The following is a 17491-nucleotide window of genomic DNA, read 5'->3' as shown; positions in this document are numbered from 1 at the left end:
CTCAGACTCCTTGGTATTCGATCAGGCGCAGATCGACGCGATCTTCGCCGTCTTCGCGTTGCAGGATGCGCACCGGGGTGGGGACACCGTTGGCGATCCAGAGAATGGTTTCGTTTCTGCCGCCGTTGGTCCGGTAGACCCGCAGCGCGTTGTAGGACAGGTCGCCGACCTCGACGTTCTCGGTCTGCGGCGCGGCCTGGTAGTCGTGTTCGCGGACCTTGCCCATGTCCACGTAGCGGTAGTGCATGGCGGCGCCCGGGCGGGCATCGCGCATGATCGCCAGATTGATCAGCAGTGCGCTCTGGTCGCCCGCCTGCAGCGGGATCGGCTGCGCGCGTTCCTTCTTGACGTCACCGGTCCATTGCGCGGTGCCGGCCTGCCAGTTGTAGGTACCGACCGCCTTCTTGCCCAGGAACAGGCCCTTGCGCACCGTGCTCTGGCTGAGCGGCGCATACACGCCGCTGCGCTCCTCGAACACCGTGCTCTGTTCGATGTTCAGGCCCAGCACGCTGGCAAAGCCGCGGCGGCCGACCACCTGCATGTCCACCCGCCACTGGCTGCCGCCGGTGTGGGTGACCTGCATGCTGGCATCGCCCGCTTCCTTGCCCTTGTAGAAGGCCTGGTAGGTGGCGCTGAATGGCTGCAGCGGCGGTGGCTCCCAGGCCAGTGCCGGTGGCATCGGTACGACCGGCGCCTCGGCAGGCGGCTGCGCTGCGGGCACCGGTGCCGGCGGGGTGGCGGGCGCCGGTGCCTGTCCCCAGCCCACGCCGGGGAACACGGCAAGCGACAGCAGCAATGAAGTGGACAGCAGGGTCGTGGTCTTCATGGAGGACAGGGACCGCAGGAGGGGGGCAGGATGCCAGCCCCGCAGTCAGCAGGGCGTGTGCAAGGGCGTTACCGGTTCAGGTTTCCGGCGGAATCTAGGGCCAAGGGGCTAAACAGGGGGTGACCGTCCAGCCAGGGCTGACCCTCCCGTTCAGCCAGGCGGCCCTCGCACAACAGCTGCAGGGTGGCGATCAGCAGCGGATGCTCCACCGCCAGCACGCGCTCGGCCAGGCTGTGCGCGTCATCACCTGGCTGCACCGGTACACGTACCTGCGCCAGCACGGCTCCGGCATCCAGCTCCGGCACCACCAGGTGCACGCTGGCGCCGTGCTCGGCATCGCCGGCCTGCAGCGCCCGGGCATGGGTGTCCAGGCCCTTGTGCAGCGGTAGCAGCGACGGATGGATATTGACCAGCCGGCCATCGAAGCGCTGTACGAAGGCCGCGCCGAGGATGCGCATGTAGCCTGCACAGACGATCCAGTCCGGCTGTACTGCGGCCAGCGCATCGCCGAGCGCCTGCTCGTAGCTGGCGCGGTCACTGAAGGACTTCGGTGCGTGTGCCCAGCGCAGGTTCGGTGCGACGCGCTGCAGGGCCTCTGCAGCAGGGCGGTCGGAGAACACGCCGACCACCTCGGCCGGCAGGCGGCCGCTGCCGATCGCGTCGAGGATGGCCTGCAGGTTGCTGCCGCGGCCCGAGGCGAGCACGGCGATGCGGGTTGGGGCGGTCATTGCAGGGAACTCCGACGGATCAGTGGCCACGTCAGCAGGCTGCCGACGGTCGCCATCAGCATGTCGGCATGCGCATCCCACATGTCACCCTGCTGGCCGTTGTAGGCCTCGGCGGCATCCGGCGACAGCGCCAGCGCGATGGCCCACTCGAACCATTCGTAGACCAGGCTGGCACACATCACCGTCATCACCGCCAGAGTGAAGGCCTGGCCCAGGCGCAGCGCGGGCCACGCATGGCGCGCCAGCTGCAGCAGCGCGGGAGTGAAGCAGACGCCGAACAGGAAGTGGATGAGGCGGTCGAAGTGATTGCGCTGCCAGCCGAAGGCCGCATTCGGCGACCAGCCGGTCAGCGCCTGCGCCCAAGCGTCGTAGGGCACGTTGGAATACAGCCAGCGCGCCGCCACGCAGTGCAGCGCGATGAAGCCACAGATGGCGATGAAGGCGCCGTTGCCCAGCCAGCCGCCGCGACGGTCGACCCACAGCAGCGCGGCCAGCCCGATCACGGTCAGGGTGCTGTGCAGGGCCTGTTCGGTAGGCCACAGCGGGTGGACCCAGCTGATTGCGAACACCGCCAGTACGGTGGCAAAGGCCAGCTTCTTGGGCCCCGAGAAGCGGTGGGTGGTGGGCGAAGTGGACGTCGGGAGGGCAGGCGCGGACATGGGAAATCGATCAGGACAGGACGGGGCGTCTGCCGGCAGGTTCAGACACTGAGGTGGTCGCCGCGGTCGAACAGCGCGGCCATTTCAGGCTTGGACAGGAACACCCAGGCATAGGCGGCCAAGGCCATGCCCAGCGGGCCGGCCAGCACGCCCAGCCAGGCTGCGCGCTGGCACCAGGCCAGCCCGGTGCGATGTGACAGCTGGCGCGCGGTGTGCAGCTGCACGAACCCCAGCACGGCGGCCAGCCCGGCGATCGACGCATAGACCGTGGTCAGCATCCAGGCATCGTCCAGCCCGCGTGACTGGGCCACCCAGCCGCTGAGGCCGAGGAGCGCCACTGTGGCGACCCAATGGAAGCCGGCCAACGCGTAGAACAGCACTTTCAGCGTCTGCAGATGGCTGGTCAGCTGCAGCTGCGCCAGGGCCTGATGCGGCAGCGGCGGCGGATTGCCGGAGGCAGTCATGCGGTCGTGGCGGGAAGGTCGAAGGCGGCCTTGACCTGCGGGCGCAGCAGAGTGATCAGGCTGAACACCCCCAGTGCGGTGCCGATCGGCGTGAACAGGCAGGCCAAGCCGGCCACGATCAGGCACAGCAGATAGCGGCGGCGACGGGTCAGGCAGCGGCCGGCGTAGGCCACGAACGCGCCCAGGGTCACGCCACCGAACACGATGACGCAGCCGACGATGGTGAACATCCAGCCGAACAGGCGTTCCTCGGCCGGCGATGACGGCTGGCCGCCGGAATTCATCGGCAGGTTGCCGGTGAGCGCGGTGATGCCCAGCACGATGTGGATGATGAAGATCAGCGAGAACAGCGCGATCAGGGCGCCGACCACGTAGTGCGCGATGGCCAGCATGCGCAGGTGATCGGCATCCTGCGCGCTGAACACCGGTACCGTCGCCAGCGGCGGCGGCACGGGGGCGGGCGACAAGGGGGGCGTTGCGTCCATGCGGGCTCCTGGGTTGCCGGGATCAGCCGATGTGGACGCGCTCGGCGCCTTCGGCGGTGACCACCTGGCCGATGGTCCAGTGCTCCAGGCCCTGCGCCTTGACCGCGTCGGACACTGCAGCCACCTGGTCCGGCGCCACGATCAGCACGAAGCCGATGCCGCAGTTGAAGGTGCGCCACATTTCACTGTCGGCCACCGCGCCTTCCTTCTGCAGCCACTGGAACACCGGCGGCAGGGTCCACGACGAGGCCTGGATGTCCAGGCCCAGGCCTTCGGGCACCACACGGATGATGTTCTCGGTCAGGCCACCACCGGTGATGTGGGCCATGCCGTGGATGGCCTCGCCGTGCGACTTCAGCAGCGACAGGATCGGCTTGACGTACAGGCGGGTCGGCGCCATCAGCGCATCGACCAGCTTCACGCCGCCTTCCAGCTCCAGATCGGCCGGGCGACCGGCGCGGTCGTAGATGCGGCGCACCAGTGAGTAACCGTTGGAGTGCGGGCCGGACGAGGCGATGCCGATCAGCACGTCGCCGGCGGCCACGCTGGCGCCGTCCTTCAGCTCGCTCTTCTCGACCGCAGCGACCGTGAAGCCGGCCAGGTCGTACTCGCCCGGGGCATACATGTCGGGCATTTCAGCGGTTTCGCCGCCGATCAGCGCACAGCCGGCCTCGGTGCAGCCGTTGGCGATGCCACCCACGACCGCCGCGGCGGTGTCGATGTCCAGCTTGCCGGTAGCGAAGTAGTCCAGGAAGAACAGCGGTTCGGCACCCTGCACCAGCACGTCGTTCACGCACATGGCGACCAGGTCGATGCCGATCGTATCGTGGCGGTTCAGCTGGTGGGCCAGCTTCAGCTTGGTGCCCACGCCGTCGGTACCGGACACCAGCACCGGCTCGCGGTACGTGTTGGACAGGTCGAACAGGGCGCCGAAGCCACCCAGGCCACCCATCACTTCCGGGCGGAAGCTGCGCTTGACCAGGGGCTTGATCCGCTCGACCAGCGCGTTGCCGGCGTCGATGTCGACACCCGCGTCACGATAGGTGAGGGGGGAGGGGGCGGAAGACGGGGTGTTGGTCACGGGCGTCGGCGCTGGCAGGGGTTGAACGGGCGATTTTAACAGGCCGCATTGGCGCAAAGGCCGTATTCGGGCAACAATTCCCCCGGATACGTCGAGCCAATGGATGTCCTGATGCGCCGCAGCCTGATTCTGACCCTGCTCCTTGCGCTGAGCCTGCCGGTGGCCACGATGGCCCAGAGCGGCCTGCGCACCGAGGGTGATGTTGCCACCGCCACTGGCGCGTACGAGGCCGAAGTGCCCGTCAACAGCCAAGCCGAAGCCGACCGCAACGGCGCCCTGGCCCGCGCCTTGAGCGTTGTACTGGGCAAATTGTCCGGCGATCGCAGCGTGATGTCGCGCCCTGGCGTGGCGCAGGCGCTGCGCAATGCCAAGGATTACGTGGCCAGCTACGACTACAAGCAGGACCAGAGCGTGAGCGCCAGTGGCGCCCCCAGCTTCCGTACCCTGCTGGTGGCCCGCTTCCGCGAGGACGATGTCGATTCGCTGGTGTCGGCGCTGGGCCTGCCGCTGTGGCCGCAGCCGCGCCCGAAGCCGGTGCTGTGGCTGGCCGTCGACGACGGCAGCGGTCCGCGCCTGGTCAGCGTGCAGCAGGCCAACGCCGCCCGGCCGTTGCTGAACCGCGCCATCGAGCGCGGCTACAAGCTGGGCCTGCCCAGCGGTGGTGCTGCCGAACAGGCACTGGCCGGTGCCATCTGGCGCCAGGACAGCGCCGCCGTGGCCCGCGCCTCTTCGCGCTACTCGCCGCCGATGCAGCTGATCGGCAAGCTGTACCGCGCCAACGGTGGCTGGCAGGCGGACTGGGTGTTCGTCGACAACGGCCGTGAGCTGAACAAGTGGACCAGCAAGGACGCCAACGCCATGCGTGCGATGGCCGCCGGTGCCGATGGTGCCGCCGATGCGCTGGTCAAGCGCTATGCCAAGGCGGGCGCCGCCGTCGGCCAGGCCGGCACCTACCGTGTAGTGGTCACCGGCATCAACAGTGCCGATGACTACCTGCGCCTGGCTGCCGGCCTGCGCGAGGTGCCGGTGGTGCGCAACGTCACCCCGCTGCACGCCTCGGCCGGCCAGCTGGAGCTGAGCCTGGAGATGACCACCGGCCTGGCCGGCTTCAACCGCATGCTGGGCGACAACGGTGTGCTGGCGCCGAGCGCACCGCTGCCGGCCCTGCCGACGCCGATCGATGACACCACCGGTACCCCGGTGGCCGCCCCGGTCAGCAACGAGTACCGCCTGCGATGACTCTGACCCCGGAAGCGGAAATCGCGCAGTTCCTGCGCCGCCTGAAGTACATCCTGTTCGCCGGCCTGGTCGGCTGGGTGGTGTGGCTGCTGGCGCCGATCCTGACTCCCTTCGTGCTGGCGCTGGCGCTGGCCTGGCTGGGCGATCCACTGGTGGACCGCATCGAGGCCACCGGCCGCTCGCGCATGACCGGCGTGGTGCTGGTGTTCGCGGCGATGGTGCTGGTGATCGTGGCGCTGCTGCTGGTGCTAGTGCCGATGATCGAGCGCCAGATCACCACCCTGATCGCGGTCGCGCCGCAGGCACAGGCGTGGTTGATGGAAAAGGGCATTCCCTGGTTCGAGCAGAAGACCGGCCTGGAAGTGATGCAGTGGCTGGACCCGGACCGCCTGATCGAATGGGTGCGCAGCCACTGGCAGCAGGCCGGCGGCTTCGCCACCACGTTCATGGGCTACGTCTCGCGCTCGGGCTTCGCGATGGTGACCTGGGTGGTCAACATCCTGCTGCTGCCGATCCTGGCGTTCTACTTCCTGCGTGACTGGGACAAGCTGGTCGAGCGGGTCGCGTCGGTGATTCCGCGCAACCAGATCGGCACCATCAGCGCGCTGGCGCGCGAATCCAACGAGGTGCTGGGCGCGTTCATCCGCGGCCAATTCCTGGTGATGCTGGCGCTGGGCGTGATCTATGCCGGTGGCCTGTCGCTGGTTGGCCTGAAGCTGGGCCTGCTGATCGGCCTGATTGCCGGCCTCATCAGCTTCATCCCTTACCTGGGCGCGACCACCGGCATCCTGATGGCGATCATCGCCGCACTGGTGCAGGCGCAGGGCTTCGACCTGAAGCTGCTGATCCTGGTCGGCGTGGTGTTCACCGTGGGCCAGCTGCTGGAAAGCTACGTGCTGACCCCGCGCATCGTCGGCGACAAGATCGGCCTGCACCCGGTGGCGGTGATCTTCGCGGTGATGGCCGGCGGCCAGCTGTTCGGCTTCCTCGGCATGCTGCTGGCGCTGCCGGTGGCGGCGGTGACCAACGTGCTGCTGCGCTACGCGCACCAGCGCTACCGCCAGAGCGAGCTGTACGTGGGCGAGAAGCCGGCGATCGTGCTTGATGGCGTGGTCGATGCCCCCCATATCATCATTCCGAACGACAAGGGCCCCGACCTGAAGTGATGGGTGTGCCGCAACTGCCGCTGGCCCTGCATTACCCACGGGACCAGCGCCTGGAGACCTTCATCGGCGCGCCGGATGGCGCGCTGGCGCAGCTGCGCGCGATCGCGGTGGGCGCCAGCCACGACTGGGTCTACCTGGAAGGGGCGGCGGGCACCGGCAAGACCCATCAGGCGCTGGCGATGTGTTCCAGCGCCGAGCAGGCCGGGCGCCTGCCGACCTACGTGCCGCTGGCCAGTGCGGCCGGCCGCGTGCGTGCGGCGCTGGATGGGCTGGAGGTGCGCGAGCTGGTGGCGCTGGACGGCCTGGATGAGATCGCGGGCAATCGCGAAGACGAGATCGCGCTGTTCGATTTCCACAACCGCGCGCGCGCTGCAGGCGTGACCGTGCTGTACACGGCGCAGAAGGCGCCGGAAGAACTGGGGCTGGTACTGCCCGACCTGCGTTCGCGCCTGGGCCAGTGCGTGCGCGTGCTGCTGCAGCCGTTGGATGAGGAAGGTCGCGCGGCGGTGCTGCGTGAGCGTGCACTGCGGCGTGGGCTGGCGATCGACGAGGCGGCCATCGAGTGGCTGCTGTCGCACACCGGGCGCGAGCTGGGTGGATTGATCACGCTGCTGGACTGGCTGGACCGCGAGTCACTGGCGGCGAAGCGGCGGATCACCGTGCCGTTCCTGCGCCAGGTGCTGGAAGAAGGCCGGCCTCGTTACTGAGGGTGGGGTTTGTTTGCAGGGCTGCGCCCTGCACCCGCAGAAGCCGAAGCAACATCAACGTCAACGTCAAAAGCGGGCTATCCGTGGGATGGCGGGGCGCTGTGGGTTTGCGGGGACGCCGTGAACCCATCCATGGGGGCTTGGTCGCCGCATCCATGCGGCTCACACCCCGCAAACCCACAGCCCCCCGCCTTCGACAGGTTTCCGCGGCTGTTGGTGGATGCCGACCTTGGTCGACACCAGAGCAAGCGCAGCGAAGCGACCCGCTTCTGCTTTTCTTTCCTTTCTTCCGTGGCTGGACGCGCACGGAAACTGTCAGAGGCCGGTCGGGGTGGGCTGCGCAGGGGCGTGAGCCGCATGGATGCGGCGACCGAGCTTACATGGACGTACTTGCAGCGTCCCCTGCGCAGCCCACCCCGACCGGCCAAGCACGGCTTCTGCTTTCAATGAGTCCAGCCACGAGGGGCTCAGCCGTTCGCCGCCAACTCAACATCCAGCGCGCGCAGGCGATCCACGGTACCCACATCGGTCCAACGCCCGCGATGGTGCTGCCCCGTCATCAACCCCTGCGCCATGAAATGCTTCTGCAGCGGCACCACCGAGAACTTCGGCGGAACACGCTCGCTACCCGGCGCATCGCCGATCACCGTGCGCCAGTCGGCCACGATGGAGGGGCGATACACGCCGATGCCCGCGTAGGTCAGGCACGGCCCTTGGCGGTCGTGGTGCAGCAGGCCCTGCGCGTCCAGCCGGTAGTCGCCGTCCGGGTGCTGCGCGGGATTGTCGACCAGCACCAGGTGCGCCTGGCCCTGTGGCTCGCGGGGCAGCGTGGCGAAATCGAAGTCAGTCCAGATGTCACCGTTCACCACCAGGAACGGGGCGTCGCCCAGCACCGGCAGCGCGTTGAGGATGCCGCCGCCGGTTTCCAGCGGGGTCTGCCCTTCGTACATGAAATGCAGGCGCAGGCCCCATTGGCTGCCATCGCCCAGCATCGTCGGGAACTGCTCGGCCAGCCATGCGGTGTTGATCACCACCTCGCGCACGCCAAGCGCGGCCAGGCGTTCCAGGTGCCAGACGATCAGCGGCTTGCCAGCCACTTCCAGCAGCGGCTTGGGCGTGTGCAGGGTCAGCGGGCGCATGCGCTCGCCGAGGCCAGCGGCAAAGACCAGCGCCTTCATCGGGCCACGCGCAGCGGTGCGGCCAACTCGGCCAGTGCTGGCTTGATGCGGTCGTCCAGCAACTGCTGCAGCGGCGCCAGTTCGCGATAGCGTGGCAGCACTTCATCCAGATAGCCGATGAAGCGCGGCGCGTCGTCGAGGTAATGGCCCTTGTTGTCGCGGTAACGCAGGCGGCAGAACAGGCCGAGGATCTTCACGTGGCGCTGGATGCCCATCCAGTCGGCATCGCGCAGGAAGGTGGCGCGGTCGGGCACCGGCAGGCCGGCACCGCGCGCACGCTCGTGGTACTGCGCCAGCCATTCGTCTACACGCTGCAGCGGCCAGCTCAGGAAGGCGTCCTTGAACAGGCTTACCGCGTCGTAGGCGATCGGGCCGCGCACCAGGTCCTGGAAATCCAGCACGGCGGGGCCGTCGTCGACCGGCATCAGGTTGCGCGGCATGTAGTCGCGATGGGTCATCAGCTGGGCCTGGCCCAGCGCGTTGTCCATCAGGCGGCGATGCACCAGCTGCAGGCCTTCGATCTCGCCGCAGTCCAGCTCCAGGTTCAGGTGGCGCTGCAGGAACCATTCGTCGAACAGGCCGGCATCACGTTGCAGCAGCGCTTCGCCGAACTGGCCGAAGTCGGCCGGCACCGGAATCGCCTGCAGGCGCAGCAGCTGTTCGATCGAACGGCCGAACCATTCGTCAGCGTTGCGCTCGTCGAGGATCTTCGCCAGGGTCGGGCCGCCGAGGTCTTCCAGCAGCAGGAAGCCGGCCTCCAGATCCTGTGCCAGCAGCGCGGGCACACGCAGGCCGTTGTCGTGCAGCAGGCCGCGCATGCGCATCCACGGCCGCGGATCTTCCAGCCCCGGCGGGGCATCCATCACGATGTGGCTGCCACCGGTGCTGGTGGTGCGCCAGTAGCTGCGCATGCCGGCATCAACCGAGGCGCGTTCGACCACCGCGCTGGCATCATCGAGCTGGGTACGGGCCCACCGCAGGCGCTGCGCGCTGCGCTGGGGGTCGGAGGCGGGTTCGGTCATGCAGGCATATCCGGGCGCGCCGGGCGCGCCAACGTCGGGAACAGGAAGGGAAGGGGATGCGCGCTCAGCGGCGGCCGCTGAACAGGCGCAGGACGGCCAGCACGGCCACCGCGCCCACCACCGCACCGAGGAAACCGGCCGGCTCACCGGGGGCGTACCAGCCCATGTACTGGCCAAACCAGCCGGCCAGCAGCGCACCGAGGATGCCCAGCACGATGGTCAGCAGGCAGCCCATGCGGTTGTTGCCGGGCATGAAGAAACGCCCGAGCAGGCCGACGAAGAAGCCGACCAGGATGATGTAGAGCCAGCTGCTGCTGCCGAACAGACCATTCATGCGCGCGATTTCCAGCAAGGGTGGACGCAGCCTAGCAAGGCCAGACTGCGTCCGTCACGGTGTGACGTAATCAGCAGCAGCCGTGGTCGCCGTGGCGGGTGCCACTGTCGGCAGCCACCGGCGAACCGCTGGTCTCGCCGCGCAGGCTGGCGGCGTAGTGCTCGCTGATCACCTTGGACACGCAGGCGGTGACCTTCTTGCCCATCGGGATGTGCAGGAACTCGTTCGGGCCGTGCGCGTTGGAGTGCGGGCCAAGCACGCCGGTGATCATGAACTGGGCGCCCGGGAACTTCTCGCCCAGCATGCCCATGAACGGGATCGAGCCGCCTTCGCCCATGTACATCGCCGGCTTGCCGAAGAAGGCCTGGCTGGCGTCGTCGATGGCCTGGGTCAGCCACGGCGCCATGGCCGGGGCGTTCCAGCCGGTGGAGGCCTTTTCCAGATCCAGGGTGACCTGCGCGCCGTTCGGCGGGTCGCGCAGCAGCGCTTCCTTCAGCAGCTCACCGCAGGTCTTGCCATCGGCGGTCGGCGGCAGGCGCAGCGACAGCTTCACCGAGGTCTGCGGGCGCAGCACGTTGCCGGCCGATTCCAACGCCGGCATGCCACCGACGCCGGTGACCGACAGCGCCGGGCGCCAGGTGCGGTTGAGCACCAGCTCGGTCAGGTCCTCGTTCATCGGACGCAGGCCGTCGACCATCGGGAACTTCTCGAAGATTTCGGTATCGACCACTTCGGCGGCGCGCTTGGCCTGTTCCTGGCGCTCGGCCGGAATTTCAACGTTCATGCCGTCGATCAGGATGCGGCCGGTGTCCTGGTCCTCGATGCGCGACAGCAGCTGGCGCAGCAGGCGGAAGCTGGACGGCACCACGCCGGAGGCATCGCCGGAATGCACGCCTTCGTTGAGCACCTTCACGGTGAAGTTGCCGCCGGTCAGGCCGCGCAGCGAGGTGGTGCACCACAGCTGGTCGTAGTTGGCGCAGCCCGAATCCAGGCAGACCACCAGCGACGGCTTGCCGATGCGGTCGGCCAGGTGGTCGACGTAGGCTGGCAGGTCGTAGCTGCCCGATTCTTCACAGGCTTCGATCAGCACCACGCAGCGGGCGTGCGGCAGGCCCTGGGCCTGCAGCGCCAGTACGGCGGCCAGCGAGCCGAAGATGGCGTAACCGTCGTCGGCGCCGCCGCGGCCATACAGCTTGTCGCCGCGCAGGACCGGGGTCCACGGGCCGAGGTCGTCGTCCCAGCCGGTCATTTCCGGCTGCTTGTCCAGGTGGCCGTAGAGCAGGATGGTGTCGTCGCCGGTTTCGGCGCCGGTAGCCGGAATTTCCAGGAAGATCAGCGGGGTACGGCCTTCCAGGCGCACCACTTCAACCTTCAGGCCGGGCAGCTGCTGGGCCTTGGCCCAGTTCTCCATCAGCGTGACCGCCTGTTCCATGTAGCCGTTCTGCACCCAATTGGCGTCGAACATCGGCGACTTGTTGGGAATGCGGATGTAGTCGACCAACTGCGGGACGATCTCGCTGTCCCACTTGTCATTGACGAATTGGCCGAGCTTGGCGCTGTCCATCTGAAACTCCGATTGCATGGGCTGTGATCGCGACATTCTACGCCTGTGCCGTGGGTAGGGTTTTTCCTACATCACGTCGGGTATTTGGCTGGCTTTTAGAAATCCAGGAAACCGATAGGCTGTGTGCATGTGGTGACGGACACTGTTCCTACCGACGGGATTGCCGGTCGGGACGGTCAGAACCACAAGGAGATACACGTCGTGCCTTGGAGTGTCGTGTTGAGGGCACTGGTGCTGGTCGTGTGGATCGCTGGGGCGCATGCCGCCGAACCGATCGACATCAACCGCGCCGATGCCCAGGCGCTGCAGCAGGGATTGACGATGGTCGGAGCCGCCAAGGCCGAGGCGATCGTCGAGCACCGGCGCAGACACGGCCCGTTTCATCGCGTCGAGGACCTGGCGCAGGTGAAGGGGATAGGGAAAGCAATCGTCGAACGGAATCGACAGCGGATCACCGTAGGCAACAGGTTGTTGCCGGCGGATCCGGTACCCGGATCGGTACCGGTGCGAACCGTACCGAGGCGCTGACAGCAGGAATCGTCGGAACCGGCAGGAGGCTGGTTCACCGGTCACGGACAGGAAGGCCGTGACCACCGACCGCCGCAGGACGCGGCACCACTCACCAGGATGGTGGCATCACAGACCTGTGGAAGGGGCTGAGATACAAACAGGACAGACGCGGCCGCGTGCAGGATGCAACGCTACCCCCACAGCGCAGGATGCGAGGGGGCGGCAGCAGGCCGACAAGGACGTAACGATTGCCCGGTACGACACATGGCTGTGTCGCCGGGCAGTTTCATTTCCGGCGCCTGGTTTTGCCGCGGCCACCACGGGCCGATGGTGTACGGTGGCCGCTCTGCATGGAAAGGACCCCCGCTGGATGCTTCCGCACCGCCCCACGACCCTGATGCTCGCCCTTGCACTGGCCCTGCCGCTGCTGGCCCATGCCGCTGCGCCGACGCCGGCCGCCAAGCCTGCAGCTGCCGCTGCGGCCACCGCCGAGGTACGCGGACCGACCGACCTCAAGCCGGGCGAATACCTGTGGCATCCGGAAATCTCGCCGACCGGCCCGATCGTGCTGGTGGTCAGCCTTGATGAGCAGCGCGCCTACGTGTACCGCAACGGTATCGCCATCGGCCTGACCACGATCAGCTCGGGCAAGGCCGGGCACGAGACGCCGACCGGTGTGTTCACCATCCTGCAGAAGGACAAGGACCACAAGTCCAACCTCTACAACAGCGCGCCGATGCCGTACATGCAGCGGCTGACCTGGGACGGCATCGCCCTGCATGGCGGCAGCCTGCCCGGGCATCCGGCCTCGCACGGCTGCGTGCGCCTGCCGCAGGCCTTCGCGCAGAAGCTGTTCAGTGAAACCCAGCGCGGCGATACCGTGGTCGTGGCCGATGCCAAGAGCTCGCCGATGACCCTGGCCTATCCGTCGGTGCTGGCGCCGGTGAACGCGCGCGGCCAGGCCCTGCCGGAGACCGAGGGCGGAGCCCCGGCACAGGCCTGGTGGGACGACGCCGCGGCGCCGGCCGGGCAGGTCGGCATCCTGGTCAGCCTGCACGACCAGCGCCTGTACGTGCTGCGCGATGGCGTGATGATTGGCGAGTCGCCGCTGAAGGCCGACGCCCTGCCGGCCTTCCAGGGCACCACCCTGTTCGTGATGGGGCAGGGTTACAGCGATACCCCCAGCCCGCTGGACGTGAACCAGCGCCTGCACCAGTGGACGGCCTACCCGTTGCTGGGCCAGGACCGCGCCCAGGCCACGCCGGACCTGCTGGCCACGCCCTCGCTGCCGATGGCGCTGCCGACCGATTTCGCTCGCCAGCTGTACCAGGTGCTGGTGCCGGGCACGACCCTGCTGGTCACCTCGCTGCCGGCGGTCCGCCCAAGCCCGGCTGAATCCGGAATGCAGCCGGTCTTGGAATCCGAGCCGCCAGGGTCCACCCTCAAGGGCAACTGAGTCCCCTCGTTGTGCCCATGACTGCATCCCGCCTGTGCCGGCTGGCCGCGTTCGGCCTGCTGGCGACCTCGGCCAGCGCCCCGGCGCTGGCACAGACGCCCGCCCTCGCCACCTCTGCCGATGATCTGGCTGCCCTGCTGTCGCGCAGTGCGCCCAAGGCCGACCGCCACGTGCTGCAGCTGGCGGCGCACGCCATGCGCTGTGCGTTGCAGCGGCCGGAACTGGGCATCAATGGCGATCGCCTCAGCGTGATCGATTACTCGCGCCCGTCCACCGAGCCGCGGCTGTGGGTGTTCGACCTGGCCCATCAGCGCCTGTTGTTCGAGGAATGGGTGGCGCATGGCCGCAACAGCGGCGAGAACCGCACCGAGCACTTCTCCAACCGCGACGGCAGTTTCATGTCCAGTCTCGGCGCGTTCACCGCGCAGGAGACCTACATGGGCGGCAATGGATATTCGCTGCGCCTGGCCGGCCTGGAACCGGGCTTCAATGACCGCGCGCGTGACCGAGCGATCGTCATCCATGGTGCGTCGTACGTGAACCCGGCTACCGCGCAGCTGCAGGGGCGGCTGGGACGCAGCCTGGGTTGCCCGGCGGTGCGGCTGTCGGTGGCCAAGCCGCTGATCGATGCGTTGCGTGGTGGCACGATGGTGTTTGCTTACTACCCCGACCAGGATTGGCTGAAGCACTCGCAGCTGCTGGCCGGCGGGTGCGGTGGCCAGGGCACGCTCGCCACGCGGTGATGCACGACGGCGCGCGGCATGATGCAATGCGCGGATGAACATCGACTCCCTGCTGCACACTCCGAGCCAGGTCATTTCCAGCCTGGACTATCGCCGCGAGCGCTGGCGGAATGGACTTGGCTGGACCCGCGAGATCCTGCGCCTGCCTGCGCAGGGGGATGACTGGGCGCTGCGTCTGTCGGTGGCCGAGATCGAGCAGGACGCCGCGTTCTCCGCCTTCCCCGGCGTGGAGCGCGAACTGGTACTGCTGCAGGGCAATGGCGTGCGCCTGCGCTTCGACGATGGCCGCGTTGCCGAGGTGCTGCCGCCGCATGGACGGGTGCGCTTTGCCGGCGAGGAAACCCTGCACGGTGAACTGGTCGATGGCACCACCCACGACTTCAACCTGATGTGGAAGCGCGAGCTGCTGCAGGCCGAACTGCTGCACCGGCCGCTGGTGGGCGCGATGTTCTTCTTCTGCGAACCGGGCGTGGCCTGGGCGCTGCATCTGCTGTCCGGTCAGGCAGAGTTCGGTGCCGACAGCGGCCTGCCCGCGCTACGGGCCGGCGATACCGCGTGGTTGGCGGCCGGCGAACGTCAGCGGCACGCGTTGCAGGGCGGTGGCGAGTTGTTGGCGATACGGGTCAGTGCAGCAGCGGGATGATTCCTGGGCGCCGGTGGCTCAATCCACGCATGGCGTGGATCTACTGGGGTGTAGTTGCCATGCCTGGACACGCCGCGCAGTAGATCCACGCCATGCGTGGATGCGGCAACCTCAATACACATCGCGCCGGTAACGACCGGCCAGCAACAGCGCTTCCTTGCCCGCAACACCCAGCACCTGTTCGATCACCGCATCCACCGCCGGGGCCATGCCCTGCAGGCTGCCGCAGACCAGGATCGTGGCGCCTTCATCCACCCACTGCCGCAGCGTTGCCGCTTCGGCCAGCAGCCGGTCCTGCACATAGCGATGCGCGCCGCCGTCGCGGCTGAACACGGCATCCAACCGCGCCAGTGAGCCGTCGGCCAGCATTGCCTGCAGTTCTTCACCGAAGTGGAAGTCGTGCGCGGCGGTGCGCTCACCGAACAGCAGCCAGGTCCGTCGTGCGCCACTGCGGATACGTTCGTGCAGATGCGCGCGCAGGCCGGCGATGCCGGTGCCGTTGCCGATCAGCAGCAGCGGTACGTCGGCGGGCACGCCATGGAAATTGTCGTTGCGGCGCAGGCGCAGCTGCACCGGTTCGCCGATGGCCGCGTGGTCGCACAGCCAGCCGCTGCCGATGCCAGGCGTGCCGTCCGCGCGCAGCTGTCGGCGCAGCAGCAGCTCGACCGCACCGTCGGCCATCACCGAGGCAATCGAGTACTCGCGATGGGGCAGCGGTTGCAGGGTCGCCAGCAATGCGGGCAGATCACCCGGGGGAACCAATGAGGGCAGGTGCGAGCGCGCGACGCGTGCCAGCAACGTCCGCCCGTCATCCAGCACGGTATCCGCATCGAAGCGTTGTGCGTCCAGCCAGGCACGCACGGTGTGCGGTGCGTGCTGCGGGCCGATCTCGGCGATGTCACCGGCCTGCCACTGCGCATCTGCATCGGCCGGGGGCTGCAGGCGCAGCCAATACACGGGGCCGCCGGGGCTGCCCGGGTTCAGATGCTCACGTTGCAGCAGCGTCCACGGCTGGTACTCGGCCGGGCTCCAGTCGGGCAGTTCGCTGGCGCCGCCGCCGAGCTGGCCCAGCAACTGCTGCCAATGGCGCAGCGCGGCCGGATCGGCGTTGTCGACGTCGATGGCATCGAACAGCGGATGCGCACCGTGCTGGCGCAGCCACTGATCGAGCTGGTGGCCGAATCCGCAGAAGTGGCCGTAACTGCGGTCGCCCAGTGCGAGCACGCCGTACTGCAGGTGCTGCAGCGCAGGCGGTGAGGTCATCACGCCGCGCAGGAACGGCAGCGCATGATCGGGTGGGTCGCCTTCGCCAGTGGTGCTGGCGATGAACAATGCACGCTGGCTGTCGGCCAGCAGCGTGGCGTCGACCTCATGCAGGCCGCGCACGCGCACCGGCACGCCGGCACCGCGCAATGCCTCGGCACTGCGTTCGGCCAGTTCGCGGGCAAAACCGGTCTGGCTGGACCAGACCATCAGGATCGGTGCGACGTCGCCACAGGCAGCATCGTCGCGCGGTCGCCCACGCCACCACAGTGCGGCGCAGGCCAGCGCATACAGCGCGGTGGCGATGATCGCAATCTGCGTTCGCCGTGCCGGCGGCGCGCCCTGCCACCAGGCTTCACCCAGATGCAGCCGCAGCAGCGCCCAGCCGATCACTGCCAACAGGAACAGAGCCAGTGCGTTGCCGAGCCACGCGCGCGATGGACGTGCGCTCATGCGTCCTGCTCGTCGAGCAGGCGCTGGAAGGCGCTGCTGAGGAATTCGCGGGGGCCTACGGCGGCCCGTTGCAGGTAACGCACGGCCAGGCCTTCGCGTTCGGCCAGCGCCATGCCCTGTTCGTGGCCGAGCACGGTCAGTGCGGTGGCCCAGGCATCGGCGTGCATGGCATCGTCGGCGACCACGGTGACCGCTGCGGCGACCTGGCGTACCGGCATACCGGTGCGCGGGTCGAGACTATGGCTGAAGGCCTGGCCATCGGCCTGGTACTGGTGCCAGCGATCACCGGAGGTGGCCACCGCCTTGTCCTCCAGTGCCAGCACCCGCGGTGGTGTTTCGGTGTGCGCGTCTTCTTCCGGTGCGGACTCCACCAGCACGCGCCACGGCTGGCCGTCCGGTTTTCGGCCGTAGCCGGCCAGTTCGCCACCGACCTCGATCAGTGCAGCGGCGATGCCCTGATCGCGCAGCCAGGCGGCCACGTGATCGACGCCGAACCCCTTGGCGATCGCCGACAGATCCAGTTCCAGTCCGCCCGGTTGCAGCAGCGCATCGCTGCGCCATTGCAGGCGCTGCCAACCGCAGCGCTCGCGCGTGGCCTGCACGGTGGCGGCATCGGGTTGGCGGCGTTCGCCGGCATGTGCACCGAAACCCCACAGTGCCACCAACGGGCCGACGGTGGGATCGAATGCACCATCGCTGGCGGCGGCGATGGCCTGTGCGCAGGCCAGCACCTGGCGGGTCTCAGCCGGCAGCGCGCACCATTGGCCCGCGTTGGCGCGGTTGTAGCGGCTCAGGTCCGAGCCGGGCTCCCAGGTGCTCATCTGCGCGACCACCTCGTCCAGCCGCGCCTGGATGCCGGCATGCAGCGGGTACAGGTCGCGCTGGCGCGGCGCGACCAGCGACACGCTCCAGGTGGTGCCCATGGTGGTGCCACCGAGGCGGGCGATGTCGAGCAGGGGATCGGTCATGG

Annotated in this window: 19 protein-coding genes; 7 read left to right on the top strand and 12 right to left on the bottom strand. The window is 68.3% G+C overall.

Features of this window, described 5'->3' with window-relative positions; translation table 11 throughout:
- Position 1: 1 nt before the first annotated feature.
- The 6 genes from AC5P6E_RS19000 to purM form a co-directional block, all read right to left on the bottom strand.
- Complete coding sequence (locus AC5P6E_RS19000; protein WP_010483630.1) at positions 2 to 826, bottom strand: DUF3108 domain-containing protein; 825 nt, start codon at positions 824 to 826, stop codon at positions 2 to 4.
- Between the two features lie 68 nt (positions 827 to 894).
- Positions 895 to 1554, bottom strand: a complete 660-nt coding sequence (purN, locus tag AC5P6E_RS18995) for a phosphoribosylglycinamide formyltransferase (protein WP_019336868.1) — start codon at positions 1552 to 1554, stop codon at positions 895 to 897.
- Entirely contained in the window at positions 1551 to 2213 is a 663-nt protein-coding gene (locus AC5P6E_RS18990) for a DUF2238 domain-containing protein (protein ID WP_010483625.1), read from the bottom strand. Before AC5P6E_RS18990 ends, purN begins: the two co-directional genes overlap by 4 nt.
- Positions 2214 to 2254: 41 nt before the next feature.
- Positions 2255 to 2677: a hypothetical protein gene (locus AC5P6E_RS18985; protein ID WP_019336867.1), complete on the bottom strand. Its 423-nt coding sequence runs from the start codon at positions 2675 to 2677 to the stop codon at positions 2255 to 2257.
- A complete protein-coding gene (locus tag AC5P6E_RS18980; RefSeq protein ID WP_019336866.1) occupies positions 2674 to 3162 on the bottom strand; it encodes a hypothetical protein in 489 nt (162 codons plus the stop codon). The genes AC5P6E_RS18985 and AC5P6E_RS18980 overlap by 4 nt, the downstream gene beginning before the upstream one ends.
- A gap of 22 nt (positions 3163 to 3184) precedes the next feature.
- On the bottom strand, positions 3185 to 4243 hold the full coding sequence (gene purM, locus AC5P6E_RS18975) for a phosphoribosylformylglycinamidine cyclo-ligase (protein ID WP_019336865.1): 1059 nt from the start codon (positions 4241 to 4243) through the stop codon (positions 3185 to 3187).
- A 99-nt stretch (positions 4244 to 4342) separates the two neighbouring features.
- Here purM and AC5P6E_RS18970 point away from each other — a divergent pair, with 99 nt between their 5' ends.
- From AC5P6E_RS18970 to hda, 3 genes are read left to right on the top strand one after another with little or no spacing between them, the layout of a single operon-like run.
- The gene (locus AC5P6E_RS18970) at positions 4343 to 5482 is read left to right on the top strand and encodes a DUF2066 domain-containing protein (RefSeq protein ID WP_019336864.1); all 1140 of its coding nucleotides are present in this window, start codon (positions 4343 to 4345) and stop codon (positions 5480 to 5482) included.
- On the top strand, positions 5479 to 6648 hold the full coding sequence (locus tag AC5P6E_RS18965) for an AI-2E family transporter (protein ID WP_010483616.1): 1170 nt from the start codon (positions 5479 to 5481) through the stop codon (positions 6646 to 6648). Before AC5P6E_RS18970 ends, AC5P6E_RS18965 begins: the two co-directional genes overlap by 4 nt.
- A complete protein-coding gene (hda, locus tag AC5P6E_RS18960; protein ID WP_019336863.1) occupies positions 6648 to 7355 on the top strand; it encodes a DnaA regulatory inactivator Hda in 708 nt (235 codons plus the stop codon). The genes AC5P6E_RS18965 and hda overlap by 1 nt, the downstream gene beginning before the upstream one ends.
- A 467-nt stretch (positions 7356 to 7822) precedes the next feature.
- Here the strand turns inward: hda and murU are convergent, their stop codons facing one another.
- From murU to AC5P6E_RS18940, 4 genes are all read right to left on the bottom strand, one after another.
- Positions 7823 to 8533: an N-acetylmuramate alpha-1-phosphate uridylyltransferase MurU gene (murU, locus tag AC5P6E_RS18955; protein ID WP_019337113.1), complete on the bottom strand. Its 711-nt coding sequence runs from the start codon at positions 8531 to 8533 to the stop codon at positions 7823 to 7825.
- Positions 8530 to 9555, bottom strand: a complete 1026-nt coding sequence (locus tag AC5P6E_RS18950; protein ID WP_019337112.1) for a phosphotransferase — start codon at positions 9553 to 9555, stop codon at positions 8530 to 8532. Before AC5P6E_RS18950 ends, murU begins: the two co-directional genes overlap by 4 nt.
- Positions 9556 to 9619: 64 nt before the next feature.
- Positions 9620 to 9889, bottom strand: a complete 270-nt coding sequence (locus AC5P6E_RS18945) for a GlsB/YeaQ/YmgE family stress response membrane protein (protein WP_010483608.1) — start codon at positions 9887 to 9889, stop codon at positions 9620 to 9622.
- Between the two features lie 70 nt (positions 9890 to 9959).
- Positions 9960 to 11453, bottom strand: coding sequence for a M20 family metallopeptidase (locus AC5P6E_RS18940; RefSeq protein ID WP_010483606.1), 1494 nt, complete (start codon positions 11451 to 11453; stop codon positions 9960 to 9962).
- A gap of 216 nt (positions 11454 to 11669) precedes the next feature.
- On the opposite strand from AC5P6E_RS18940, the gene AC5P6E_RS18935 reads away from it, so the two are divergent.
- The 4 genes from AC5P6E_RS18935 to AC5P6E_RS18920 all read left to right on the top strand — a co-directional run bounded on the left by AC5P6E_RS18935 (position 11670) and on the right by AC5P6E_RS18920 (position 14805).
- Positions 11670 to 11981 (top strand): ComEA family DNA-binding protein, encoded by a 312-nt coding sequence (locus AC5P6E_RS18935; protein WP_224329378.1) that lies wholly within the window; start codon positions 11670 to 11672, stop codon positions 11979 to 11981.
- 352 nt (positions 11982 to 12333) lie between these two features.
- Positions 12334 to 13419, top strand: coding sequence for a L,D-transpeptidase (locus AC5P6E_RS18930; protein ID WP_019337110.1), 1086 nt, complete (start codon positions 12334 to 12336; stop codon positions 13417 to 13419).
- A 17-nt stretch (positions 13420 to 13436) separates the two neighbouring features.
- Entirely contained in the window at positions 13437 to 14162 is a 726-nt protein-coding gene (locus tag AC5P6E_RS18925) for a murein L,D-transpeptidase catalytic domain family protein (protein WP_495231225.1), read from the top strand.
- A gap of 34 nt (positions 14163 to 14196) precedes the next feature.
- A complete protein-coding gene (locus AC5P6E_RS18920) occupies positions 14197 to 14805 on the top strand; it encodes a HutD/Ves family protein (protein ID WP_019337109.1) in 609 nt (202 codons plus the stop codon).
- Positions 14806 to 14916: 111 nt separating this feature from the next.
- Here the strand turns inward: AC5P6E_RS18920 and AC5P6E_RS18915 are convergent, their stop codons facing one another.
- Together AC5P6E_RS18915 and AC5P6E_RS18910 are read right to left on the bottom strand one after the other, a co-directional pair.
- Complete coding sequence (locus AC5P6E_RS18915) at positions 14917 to 16521, bottom strand: sulfite reductase subunit alpha (RefSeq protein WP_019337108.1); 1605 nt, start codon at positions 16519 to 16521, stop codon at positions 14917 to 14919.
- Positions 16518 to 17489: an FAD:protein FMN transferase gene (locus AC5P6E_RS18910; protein WP_019337107.1), complete on the bottom strand. Its 972-nt coding sequence runs from the start codon at positions 17487 to 17489 to the stop codon at positions 16518 to 16520. Before AC5P6E_RS18910 ends, AC5P6E_RS18915 begins: the two co-directional genes overlap by 4 nt.
- Positions 17490 to 17491: the final 2 nt, after the last annotated feature.

The sequence above is a fragment of the Stenotrophomonas sp. YJH_SMC_16 genome (genome assembly GCF_059367875.1).
This window is presented reverse-complemented; position numbering and strand designations above follow the sequence as displayed.